We start from the raw sequence: 12,720 nt of genomic DNA on the forward strand, positions 1-12,720 counted from the left end.
CGAGGACGCCGGAGCGGAGCGGGAGCCGGGGGAGCAGCCCGGCGGCACCGTCGCGCGCGGCAGCTGGCGCCCGGTGGCGATCCTCGGCGGTGCCGCGGTCGCACTCGGTGCGTTCGCCGCGGTCGCTGCCGCCCGTCCCGGTGCGACGGTGAGCAACGAGGCGTGGGTCGACAGCGCCGCGACGGCGGAGGTCACCGCTGCCGCCGGCCATGCGATCGAGACGATGCACGGCTACAACCACGAGACGATCGACCAGGACTTCGCCGAGATCCGCGAGGTCCTCACCCCGCCGATGCGGGAGGAGTTCGACCTGACCGCGGAGGTCACCAAGCAGGCCGCGGTGCAGACGCACACCGCGACGGAGGTGCGGATCGACCACATCGGTGCGTCGATGCTCGACGACGACCGCGCCGAGGTCGCGGCGTTCATCAGCGTCAGCGCGACGGGCGACGCGGTCGCCCAGGGCAGTGCGTCGGCGCCGCTGCTGGTGCGGATGGAGAGGATCGACGGCAAGTGGCTGGTCTCCGAGATCCGGGACCGGTGACGGACGTTCCGACGGGACAATCGGCCTGGTTGCTCTTGACGCGGGCGGCGTGAGCGGTCACTCTATCGGTACGCACGCACGAATACGCGTCCTGGGCGCCCGGGGTCGGGCGCTTCTTTTCGTGCCGTCGCTCGACATCTGCGACTTTTGGGTGTAAGTTCGGACTTTGCGCTGGCTGCCTCCTGTCCATCCTTCGACCGCATCGCCGGGAGCGTTGCCCTTCGGGGCTCGTTCCGCCGACTTCGTGGTGGGGTTGTCGTTCGGGTTGCGACCAGCGATAACGCCCCACATGAAGAAGCAGGTACAGCGGCGGTCGCACCGGTTGGAGCGGCCCGCGTGAGGTGCTGGAAGGACGCATCTTGGCAGTCTCTAGCCAGACCAAGGCAGTTGCCGGAATCCCCGGAGCCCCGAAGAGGGTGTCGTTCGCGAAGATTCGCGAACCTCTCGAAGTCCCTGGGCTCCTCGATCTACAGACAGATTCCTTCGAATGGCTGATCGGCTCGGAGCGCTGGCGCGCGCTCGCTGCCGAGCGCGGTGACGGCCCCGTCGTCGGTGGCCTCGAGGAGATCCTGGCGGAGCTCTCTCCGATCGAGGACTTCTCCGGGTCGATGTCCCTGTCCTTCTCCGATCCGCGCTTCGACGAGGTCAAGGCCTCGGTCGAGGAGTGCAAGGACAAGGACATGACGTACGCGGCGCCGCTGTTCGTCACTGCCGAGTTCATCAACAACAACACCGGCGAGATCAAGAGCCAGACGGTCTTCATGGGTGACTTCCCGATGATGACCGACAAGGGCACCTTCATCATCAACGGCACCGAGCGTGTCGTCGTCTCGCAGCTGGTGCGCTCCCCGGGCGTGTACTTCGACCGCGCGGTCGACAAGAGCACCGAGAAGGACCTGCACAGCGTCAAGGTGATCCCGGGCCGCGGCGCGTGGCTCGAGTTCGACGTCGACAAGCGCGACACCGTCGGCGTGCGGATCGACCGCAAGCGCCGCCAGCCGGTCACCGTGCTGCTCAAGGCCCTCGGCTGGACCAACGAGCAGATCGTCGAGCGCTTCGGCTTCTCCGAGATCATGATGTCCACCCTCGAGAAGGACAACACGGCCGGCACCGACGAGGCGCTGCTCGACATCTACCGCAAGCTGCGCCCGGGCGAGCCGCCCACCAAGGAGAGCGCGCAGACCCTGCTGGAGAACCTCTTCTTCAAGGACAAGCGCTACGACCTGGCGCGCGTGGGACGTTACAAGATCAACAAGAAGCTGGGCCTGAACGCCGGCCAGCCGATCGAGGCGTCGACCCTCACCGAGGAAGACATCGTCGCCACGATCGAGTACCTGGTGCGCCTGCACGCGAGCGAGACCACCATGACGGCGCCCGGCGGCGTCGAGGTTCCCGTCGAGGTCGACGACATCGACCACTTCGGCAACCGTCGCCTGCGCACCGTCGGCGAGCTCATCCAGAACCAGATCCGCGTCGGCCTGTCCCGCATGGAGCGCGTCGTCCGCGAGCGGATGACCACCCAGGACGTCGAGGCCATCACGCCGCAGACGCTGATCAACATCCGTCCCGTCGTGGCCGCGATCAAGGAGTTCTTCGGAACCTCCCAGCTGTCGCAGTTCATGGACCAGAACAACCCGCTGTCGGGCCTGACCCACAAGCGCCGCCTCTCGGCGCTCGGCCCCGGTGGTCTGTCCCGTGAGCGGGCCGGCCTCGAGGTCCGCGACGTCCACCACTCGCACTACGGCCGCATGTGCCCGATCGAGACGCCGGAAGGCCCGAACATCGGCCTGATCGGCTCCCTGTCGGTGTACGCGCGGGTCAACCCGTTCGGTTTCATCGAGACCCCGTACCGCAAGGTCGAGGGCGGCATCGTCACCGACCAGGTCGACTACCTGACCGCCGACGAGGAGGACCGCCACGTCGTGGCGCAGGCCAACTCGCCGGTCGACGCCGACGGCCGCTTCACCGAGGAGCGCGTCCTCGTCCGCAAGAAGGGCGGCGAGGTCGAGTTCGTCGCGGCGACCGAGGTCGACTACATGGACGTCTCGCCGCGGCAGATGGTGTCGGTGGCCACGGCCATGATCCCGTTCCTCGAGCACGACGACGCCAACCGTGCCCTCATGGGTGCGAACATGCAGCGTCAGGCCGTGCCGCTGGTGCGCAACGAGGCCCCGGTCGTCGGTACCGGCATGGAGCTGCGTGCCGCCGTCGATGCCGGCGACGTCGTCGTCACCGAGAAGTCGGGCGTGATCGAGGAGGTCTCGGCCGACTTCATCACCGTGATGGCCGACGACGGCACCCGTCGCACCTACCGGCTGCGCAAGTTCGACCGCTCGAACCAGGGCACCTGCTCGAACCAGCGGCCGATCGTGGACGAGGGCCAGCGCGTCGAGTCCGGCCAGGTCCTCGCCGACGGCCCCTGCACCGAGAACGGTGAGATGGCGCTCGGCAAGAACCTGCTCGTGGCGATCATGCCGTGGGAAGGCCACAACTACGAGGACGCGATCATCCTGTCGCAGCGCCTCGTGGAGGAGGACGTGCTCACCTCGATCCACATCGAGGAGCACGAGATCGACGCCCGCGACACCAAGCTCGGTGCCGAGGAGATCACCCGCGACATCCCCAACGTCTCCGACGAGGTCCTCGCGGACCTCGACGAGCGCGGCATCGTGCGCATCGGTGCCGAGGTGCGCGACGGCGACATCCTCGTCGGCAAGGTCACCCCGAAGGGCGAGACCGAGCTGACCCCCGAGGAGCGGCTGCTGCGCGCGATCTTCGGCGAGAAGGCCCGCGAGGTGCGCGACACGTCGCTGAAGGTGCCGCACGGCGAGACCGGCAAGGTCATCGGCGTCCGCGTGTTCTCGCGCGAGGACGACGACGATCTGCCCCCGGGTGTCAACGAGCTGGTCCGCGTGTACGTGGCGCAGAAGCGCAAGATCCAGGACGGCGACAAGCTCGCCGGCCGGCACGGCAACAAGGGCGTCATCGGCAAGATCCTCCCGCAGGAGGACATGCCGTTCCTGCCCGACGGCACCCCGGTCGACATCATCCTCAACACCCACGGTGTTCCGCGTCGTATGAACATCGGCCAGATCCTCGAGACGCATCTCGGCTGGATCGGCAAGGCCGGCTGGAACGTCCAGGTGGCCGGGGACGGCGAGCGTCCGGAGTGGGCGAAGAACCTGTCCGACGACATGCTCGCCGCCGAGCCGAACACCAACATCGCCACCCCGGTGTTCGACGGTGCCCGCGAGGACGAGCTGACGGGCCTGCTGGGCTCCACGCTGCCGAACCGCGACGGCGAGGTCATGGTCGGCCCCGACGGCAAGGCGACGCTGTTCGACGGTCGCTCCGGCGAGCCGTTCCCGTACCCGGTGTCGGTCGGCTACATGTACATCATCAAGCTGCACCACCTGGTCGACGACAAGATCCACGCGCGTTCGACCGGCCCGTACTCGATGATCACCCAGCAGCCGCTCGGTGGTAAGGCGCAGTTCGGTGGCCAGCGCTTCGGTGAGATGGAGTGCTGGGCCATGCAGGCCTACGGTGCGGCATACACGCTGCAGGAGCTGCTCACCATCAAGTCGGACGACGTGGTGGGCCGCGTGAAGGTCTACGAGGCCATCGTGAAGGGCGAGAACATCCCGGAGCCGGGCATCCCCGAGTCCTTCAAGGTGCTCCTCAAGGAGCTCCAGTCGCTGTGCCTGAACGTGGAGGTGCTGTCCAGCGACGGCGCGGCCATCGCGATGGCCGACGGCGACGACGAGGACCTCGAGCGGGCGGCGGCCAACCTGGGCATCAACCTTTCCCGCAACGAGTCGGCCACGGTCGACGACCTCGCGAACTAGGAGCCGACCCGATGAGATACGCCCCGCTCAGCCGGCGCGTATCTCATCGGGCCCCGGCAGTGATAGCGACAACTAGCAGCAACAAAACCCGTAAAGGGGAAAGGAAGTTACGTGCTCGACGTCAACTTCTTCGATGAACTCCGCATCGGCCTGGCCACTGCGGAGGACATCCGCAACTGGTCGTACGGCGAGGTCAAGAAGCCGGAGACCATCAACTACCGCACGCTCAAGCCCGAGAAGGACGGCCTCTTCTGCGAGAAGATCTTCGGCCCCACCCGGGACTGGGAGTGCTACTGCGGCAAGTACAAGCGTGTCCGCTTCAAGGGCATCATCTGTGAGCGCTGCGGCGTCGAGGTCACTCGCGCCAAGGTGCGTCGTGAGCGCATGGGCCACATCGAGCTCGCCGCGCCGGTCACGCACATCTGGTACTTCAAGGGTGTGCCGAGCCGCCTCGGCTACCTGCTCGACCTGGCGCCGAAGGATCTCGAGAAGATCATCTACTTCGCCGCGTACGTCATCACGGCGGTGGACGACGAGCTGCGCCACAACGAGCTCTCGACCCTCGAGGCCGAGATGGAGGTCGAGAAGAAGTCCGTCGCCGATCAGCGCGACGCCGACCTCGAGGCCCGCGCGCAGAAGCTCGAGGCCGACCTGGCCGAGCTCGAGGCGGAGGGTGCCAAGTCCGACGTCCGCCGCAAGGTCAAGGACGGCGGCGAGCGCGAGATGCGTCAGCTGCGCGACCGCGCCCAGCGTGAGCTGGACCGGCTCGAGGAGATCTGGAACACCTTCACCAAGCTCAAGCCGAAGGACCTGATCGTCGACGAGCTGCTCTACCGCGAGCTGCAGGACCGCTACGGTGAGTACTTCACCGGCGCGATGGGTGCCGAGTCGATCCAGAAGCTCATCGAGAACTTCGACATCGACGCCGAGGCCGAGTCGCTGCGCGAGACCATCCGCAGCGGCAAGGGCCAGAAGAAGCTGCGCGCCCTGAAGCGACTGAAGGTCGTCGCGGCGTTCCAGCAGTCCGGTAACTCGCCCATGGGCATGGTTCTCGATGCGGTGCCGGTGATCCCGCCGGAGCTGCGTCCGATGGTGCAGCTCGACGGTGGCCGCTTCGCGACCTCCGACCTGAACGACCTGTACCGCCGCGTCATCAACCGCAACAACCGCCTCAAGCGACTGATCGACCTCGGCGCCCCCGAGATCATCGTCAACAACGAGAAGCGGATGCTGCAGGAGTCCGTGGACGCGCTGTTCGACAACGGCCGTCGTGGCCGGCCGGTCACCGGCCCGGGCAACCGTCCGCTGAAGTCGCTGTCCGACCTCCTCAAGGGCAAGCAGGGCCGGTTCCGTCAGAACCTGCTCGGCAAGCGCGTCGACTACTCCGGCCGTTCGGTCATCGTCGTCGGCCCGCAGCTCAAGCTGCACCAGTGCGGTCTGCCGAAGCTGATGGCGCTCGAGCTGTTCAAGCCGTTCGTGATGAAGCGCCTGGTCGACCTGAACCACGCGCAGAACATCAAGTCCGCGAAGCGCATGGTCGAGCGGCAGCGCCCGCAGGTGTGGGACGTCCTCGAAGAGGTCATCAACGAGCACCCCGTGCTGCTCAACCGTGCTCCCACGCTGCACCGCCTCGGTATCCAGGCGTTCGAGCCGCAGCTCGTCGAGGGCAAGGCCATCCAGCTGCACCCGCTCGTGTGTGAGGCGTTCAACGCCGACTTCGACGGTGACCAGATGGCCGTGCACCTGCCGCTGTCCGCGGAGGCGCAGGCCGAGGCCCGCGTGCTGATGCTGTCGTCGAACAACATCCTGTCGCCGGCGTCGGGTCGTCCGCTCGCCATGCCGCGTCTGGACATGGTGACCGGTCTGTTCCACCTGACCCGCCTGGTCGAGGACGCGCCGGGCGCGTACCGGCCCGCCACCGACGACGAGCCGGAGCAGGGCGTGTACTCGTCCCCGGCCGAGGCCATCATGGCCGTCGACCGCGGCGTGCTCTCGGTGCAGGCCCCGATCAAGGTGCGCCTGACGCGGCAGCGCCCGCCGAAGGACGTCGAGGCCGAGCTGTTCCCCGACGGCTGGAACTACGGTGACGGCTGGACCGTGCAGACCACGCTCGGTCGCGTGCTGTTCAACGAGCTGCTGCCGGTGAACTACGGCTTCGTCAACGACGTCATGCCGAAGAAGCGTCAGGCCGCGATCATCAACGATCTGGCCGAGCGCTACCCGATGATCGTCGTCGCGCAGACCGTCGACAAGCTCAAGGACGCCGGCTTCTACTGGGCCACTCGTTCGGGTGTCACCGTGTCGATGGCCGACGTGCTGGTGCCGCCGGAGAAGAAGGAGATCCTCGAGCGCTACGAAGCGTCCGCGGATCAGCTCGAGCGCAAGTTCGCTCGTGGTGCCCTCTCGAAGGAGGAGCGGCGCGACTCGCTCGTCAAGCTGTGGCAGGAGGCGACCGAAGAGGTCGGTCAGGCCATGGAGGCGCACTACCCGGACGACAACCCGATCCCGACGATCGTGAAGTCCGGCGCCGCGGGCAACATGACCCAGATCCGCTCGCTCGCGGGCATGAAGGGTCTGGTGACGAACCCGAAGGGTGAGTTCATCCCGCGCCCGATCAAGTCCTCGTTCCGTGAGGGCCTGACCGTGCTCGAGTACTTCATCAACACCCACGGTGCCCGTAAGGGTCTGGCCGACACCGCGCTCCGTACCGCCGACTCGGGTTACCTGACCCGTCGTCTGGTCGACGTGTCGCAGGACGTCATCGTCCGCGAGACCGACTGCGGCACCCCGCGCGGTATCGAGATGGTCATCGCCGAGCCCGAGCGCGACGGCGCGGGCAACGAGACCGGCCGCCTGGTGCGCGACGCCCACATCGAGACCAGCACGTACGCCCGTACGCTGGCCACCGATGCGGTCGACGCGGACGGCAACGTCGTCGTCACCCGGGGCAGCGACCTCGGCGACCCGGCGATCGAGGCCCTGCTGGCCGCCGGCATCCGGAAGGTCAAGGTCCGCTCCGTGCTGACCTGCGACACCGGCACCGGCGTGTGCGCCACCTGCTACGGCCGCTCGATGGCGACCGGCAAGCTCGTCGACATCGGCGAGGCCGTCGGTATCGTCGCCGCGCAGTCGATCGGTGAGCCCGGTACGCAGCTGACGATGCGTACGTTCCACCAGGGTGGCGTCGGTGAGGACATCACCGGCGGTCTGCCGCGAGTGCAGGAGCTCTTCGAGGCCCGCGTCCCGAAGGGCAAGGCGCCCATCGCCGACGTCTCCGGCCGCGTGCGCCTCGAGGACGACGACCGCTTCTACAAGATCACCATCGTCCCGGACGACGGCGGCGAGGAGGTCGTGTACGACAAGCTGTCGAAGCGTCAGCGTCTGCACGTGATCCGCAAGGCGAACGGCACCGAGGGCATCCTCGCCGACGGCGACCACGTGGAGGTCGGTCAGCAGCTCCTCGAGGGTGCTGCCGATCCGCACGAGGTGCTGCGTGTCATGGGTCCGCGTCAGGTGCAGGTCCACCTCGTGAACGAGGTTCAGGAGGTGTACCGCAGCCAGGGTGTGTCGATCCACGACAAGCACATCGAGGTCATCGTGCGCCAGATGCTGCGTCGCGTCACGATCATCGACTCGGGTTCGACGGAGTTCCTGCCCGGTTCGCTGGTCGAGCGCAGCGAGTTCGAGGCCTCCAACCGGCGGGTCGTCGCCGAGGGCGGCGAGCCGGCTGCCGGTCGTCCCGTGCTCATGGGTATCACCAAGGCGTCGCTGGCCACCGATTCGTGGCTGTCGGCGGCGTCGTTCCAGGAGACCACTCGCGTGCTGACCGACGCGGCGATCAACTGCCGCTCGGACAAGCTGATCGGTCTGAAGGAGAACGTGATCATCGGCAAGCTGATCCCGGCCGGCACCGGCATCAACCGGTACCGGAACATCCAGGTGCAGCCGACCGAGGAGGCCCGCGCGGCCGCGTACGCGATCCCGTCCTACGAGGATCAGTACTACTCGCCGGAGGGCTTCGGCCAGAACACCGGCGCTGCGGTTCCGCTCGACGATTACGGTTACTCCAGCGACTACCGGTAGATCCGTCGCCGCGGCCGGGAAACCGGCTGCGGCCCGGCTCTCTGCCGTGGCCACGAAGGTCCCGCCCTCTTCTCTTCGGGGGCGGGGCCTTCCTGGTTTCCGGGGTGGGCGTCACGGCCGCGCCGGTCGTCAGCTAGTTTGGGTAGGCACTCCTAACAACCCGAAGGGAACGCCTGTGCCGTCGACCCGAATCCCGAGGCTGCTCGCCGCAGCCGGACTCGCTCTCACGTTCGTCCTGACCGCGTGCTCGTCGGGGAGCGACGAGGCCGGCGAGTCGTCGTCCGCGGCCGGAGGCGCGTTCCCGGTCACGATCGAACACGCCCTCGGCAGCACGACGCTCGACGGCGAACCCGAGCGGGTGGTCACGTGGGGCTTCGGCAGCACCGACGCCGCGCTCGCGCTCGGCGTCGTGCCCGTTGCCATCCCGGCCCAGTCCTACGGCGGCGACGCGCAGGGGGTGCTGCCGTGGATCGGGGACCGGCTCGCCGAGCTGGGCGCCGAGACACCGGCCGTCCTGCCGAACGACGGCACGGACGTGCCGGTGGAGCAGATCGCGGCGGCGCGGCCGGACGTCATTCTCGCCAACTACTCCGGGCTCACCCGGGAGCAGTACGAGACGCTGAGCCGGATCGCGCCGACCGTCGCGTACCCGGACGAGCCGTGGGCCACCCCGTGGCGCGACGTCGTCGCCACCGTCGGGCAGGCGCTCGGCAGATCCGGCGAGGCGGCCCGGCTGATCGCCGACACCGAGGCCACCATCGCGGAGAAGGCGGCAGCCTATCCGCAGCTGCGGGGCAGGACCGTCGCCGCGGTCTGGGACACCGGCGACACCTTCTACGTCTACAAGCCGGCCGACTCGCGCGTGGAGTTCCTCACCGACCTCGGTCTGGTGAGCGCACCCAGCGTGGCCGAGCTGAGCACCGACGAGTCCAGCTTCTACTTCACCCTCAGCTTCGAGGAGGCCGGCAAGCTCACCAGCGACATCCTGCTCTCCTACGCCGACGACGCCGCGGCCCAGGAGCGCACGCTCGCCCAGCCGTGGGCGCGGACCATGGGGCAGGTGACCGACGGTCGGGTCGCGAAGGTCAACGGCACCGAGCTCATCGCCGCTGTGTCGCCGCCGACCGTGCTGTCGCTGACGTGGGGCATCGACGCCTATCTCGAGGCGCTCGCCGCCGCGGCCGAGTAGGGCGATTCCCGGTCGGCGTCCCGGTCAGCGCGGGATGTGGAAGTCGACCAGGGCCGCACCACGCGGGCCCAGGTCGTGCCACGGCCCCCGCACCGCCAGCACCGCCACCGCGGAGGTCGGGAACTTCTCGATGATCTGACGGGCGGCATCCGAGTCGTGGTCGTCCGAGAGCAGCAGCGTCGTCGCGGACAGGACGGGCTCGTGGCCCACCACGAGCAGGGTCGACACGTCGTCCGGGACCTGGCGGATCGCGTCGACGATCTTCCCCGGCGTGGCCTCGTAGAGGTCGTCGAGGATCTCCGTGGGGACCTCGACGGCGGCCTCCGCCAGGGTCTTGCGGGCGCGCGTCGCGCTCGAGCACAGCACGGCGTCGATCGGGGGCTGGTGGGCCCGCAGCCAGCGTCCGGCGAGGCCGGCCTCGCGTCGTCCCCGTGGGGCAAGGGGGCGCTCGTGATCGGCGACGCCGTCCGGGTACGCGGACTTCCCGTGCCGCAACAGGATCAGGGTGCGGGTCATGGGTTCACCCTAGGTGGTCAGGGTCACCGGCGGCCGACGCGTGCCACCGCGCGCACCTCGTCGCCGACCGTGAACCACAGGGTCAGCGCGTCGGTCTCGTGACGGGCGCGCAGGACCAGCGCGTCGCCGGCGACGACCGGTCGAAGGTGCTCGATCACCGCACGGTACGGCGCGGTCTGCAGCTCCGGCCGGCCGGCCAGGTGCTCCTCGATGCCGTGCCAGTAGGCGGCGTTGTTGACGTGGTCGAACGGGTCGATGTCGGTGGCCCGTAGCGGGAAGGCCGTGCCGGCGTCGGCGTCGTCGGACGGCGTGGGCGGCAGCCATGCCCGCCATCGCAGCCGGGTGTCCTCCGCATGGCGGGCCATGTGTTCCCAGAGCCGGTCGCTGATCCGGGCCGGCATCCCGTTGGTGGGCCCGATGTTGATCCAGAACGCCGAGGTGTCGATGAGGGCGTCGCCGGTGCCGTCGAGCCGCACGCGGACGTTGGCCCATCGCGTGGACAAGGCGTCGCACCACCGGCGCAGTTCGAGTTGTTCGCGGAAGCGGGCCGGCCGGTGCACGTCGACGACGGTGCGGCGCACGATCCACAGCGGGTCGGTGGCGGTGGCGTCGACGGCGTCGAGGTTGTCGGTGCCGATGTCCTGCAGGTAGCGGGCCACGCCGTCGAGACGGAGCCGTTCCCGGTTGTCGACGTCGCCGGTGCGCACCGTGCGCGTGGACCGGAACGCGTCGTCGGGCGGGGGCGCGGCCCCGAGGGGCTGCGCCAGCGCGTCCTCCGCCGCGGACTTCTCCGGTGCCGGTTTCGCGGCCGTGTCCGAACCCATTCGTCCCCCTGCTCGTCGTCGGCCCCTGCCGATTCTGACAGCTGCGGGGCAGGGCTGCAGCGAATCTTGCGAGGGGCGAGACATCGAGGCTACAGTGGAGTTAACTGTTACCGGATGTCACATGAAATCCGGTCCCGGCTCTTCGAGGACACGACATGGCCTATGTGATCACCCAGACGTGCTGCAACGACGCGAGCTGCGTCGCCGTGTGCCCGGTGAACTGCATCCATCCCACGCCCGAGGAGCGGGAGTTCGCGCAGACCGAGATGCTGCACATCGACCCGCAGGCCTGCATCGACTGCGGCGCGTGCGCGGATGCATGCCCGGTCGAGGCGATCTTCCCGGAGGACCGGCTCACCGAGGCTCAGGCCCGGTTCAAGGACATCAACGCCGACTACTACACGGCGCACCCGATGCCCGAGAACTGGATCCCGCTGACACCCGTCCCGGCCCCGCCGCGGGGGCAGGGCACCCTGCGCGTGGCGGTCGTCGGTGCCGGTCCGGCGGCCTGTTACGCCGCGCAGGAACTGCTCGAGCGCTCGAACGTCGAGGTGGACATGTTCGACCGGCTCCCCACCCCCTGGGGACTCGTCCGCAGCGGTGTCGCACCCGACCACCCCGGTACCAAGGCCGTCACCGAGTCGTTCGAATGGTCGTTCCGCCGCGACGCGTTCGCCCTGCACCTCGACGTCGAGGTCGGCCGCGACATCGACCACGCCGAGCTGCTCGCCCATCACCACGCCGTCGTCTACGCGACCGGGGCGTCCGCCGACCGCAACCTCGGCATCGCCGGCGAGGACCTTCCCGGCAGCCACGCCGCCACCGAGTTCGTCGCCTGGTACAACGGTCACCCCGATTACGCCGACCGGGTCTTCGACCTCTCCGGCGAACGCGCGGTCGTGGTCGGCAACGGCAACGTCGCCCTCGACGTCGCCCGCATCCTCACCATGGACGTCGACGAGCTGGCCCGCACCGACATCGCCGATCACGCCCTCGAGGCGCTGCGCCGGAGCAACATCCGCGAGGTCGTCCTGCTGGGCCGCCGCGGTCCGGCCCAGGCGGCCTACAGCAACCCCGAGTTCCTCGCCCTCGGCGATCTGAACGGCGTCGACGTCGTCGTCGACGAGACCGAGCTCGAGCTCGATCCCGCCAGCGCGGCGCTCGCCGCCGCCGACCCGGCGGTCGCGATGCGCATGCGGCTCGCGCGCGAGTACGCGCGCCGCGAGCCCCGGCCGGGGAACAAGCGCATCGTGTTCCGCTATCTCGTGTCGTCCACCGAGATCGAGGGCACCGAACGGGTCACCGGACTGCGCGCGGTACGCAACGACCTGATCGCCGGCGACGACGGTGCGCTCGTCGCCCGGCCCGCCGGGCAGGCCCTGCACCTCGACGCGCAGCTGGTGCTGCGCTCGATCGGCTACCGCGGGGTCCCCCTCCCGGGAGTGCCGTTCGACGAGCGACGGGGGATCGTCCCCAACGAGGGCGGGCGGGTCACTGCCGCCGGACCCGGCGTGTACGTCACCGGGTGGATCAAGCGCGGTCCGAGCGGCGTGATCGGAACCAACAAGGCGTGCGCCAAGGAGACGGTCGCGGCCCTGCTCGCCGACTTCGACGCCGGCCGGCTCGCGCGTCCGGCCGGTGGCCGGCGGGAACTCGATCGCCTGCTCGGGCAGCGGCGGCCCACCCGGGTGGGCCTGAGCGGATGGCACGAGATCG

The 12,720-nt window shown here is 68.9% G+C and carries 6 protein-coding genes and 1 pseudogene; 5 read left to right on the forward strand and 2 right to left on the reverse strand.

Annotated features, from left to right (window positions below):
* From CQZ88_RS00415 to CQZ88_RS00430, 4 genes and pseudogenes are all read left to right on the forward strand, one after another.
* Positions 1–544: pseudogene (locus CQZ88_RS00415) on the forward strand (hypothetical protein); the annotation flags it as partial.
* A 341-nt stretch (positions 545–885) separates the two neighbouring features.
* Entirely contained in the window at positions 886–4,392 is a 3,507-nt protein-coding gene (locus CQZ88_RS00420; protein ID WP_029545057.1) for a DNA-directed RNA polymerase subunit beta, read from the forward strand.
* Between the two features lie 111 nt (positions 4,393–4,503).
* Positions 4,504–8,475 carry a DNA-directed RNA polymerase subunit beta' gene (locus tag CQZ88_RS00425; RefSeq protein WP_006931290.1) on the forward strand — a complete coding sequence of 1,324 codons (3,972 nt, stop codon included), beginning with the start codon at positions 4,504–4,506 and terminating at the stop codon, positions 8,473–8,475.
* 175 nt (positions 8,476–8,650) lie between these two features.
* Positions 8,651–9,664, forward strand: coding sequence for an iron-siderophore ABC transporter substrate-binding protein (locus CQZ88_RS00430; protein ID WP_029545055.1), 1,014 nt, complete (start codon positions 8,651–8,653; stop codon positions 9,662–9,664).
* Positions 9,665–9,688: 24 nt separating this feature from the next.
* Here CQZ88_RS00430 and CQZ88_RS00435 read toward each other — a convergent pair whose 3' ends face one another.
* Positions 9,689–10,180 (reverse strand): histidine phosphatase family protein, encoded by a 492-nt coding sequence (locus tag CQZ88_RS00435; protein WP_006931286.1) that lies wholly within the window; start codon positions 10,178–10,180, stop codon positions 9,689–9,691.
* A 23-nt stretch (positions 10,181–10,203) separates the two neighbouring features.
* A complete protein-coding gene (locus CQZ88_RS00440) occupies positions 10,204–11,004 on the reverse strand; it encodes an acyl-[acyl-carrier-protein] thioesterase (protein WP_006931283.1) in 801 nt (266 codons plus the stop codon).
* 155 nt (positions 11,005–11,159) lie between these two features.
* Here CQZ88_RS00440 and CQZ88_RS00445 point away from each other — a divergent pair.
* A partial coding sequence (locus CQZ88_RS00445; protein ID WP_102799081.1) for an FAD-dependent oxidoreductase occupies positions 11,160–12,720 on the forward strand: 1,561 nt, incomplete at its 3' end.

Origin of the sequence: Rhodococcus sp. ENV425 (assembly GCF_002887785.1) — a bacterium.
Taxonomy (GTDB): domain Bacteria; phylum Actinomycetota; class Actinomycetes; order Mycobacteriales; family Mycobacteriaceae; genus Rhodococcus; species Rhodococcus aetherivorans.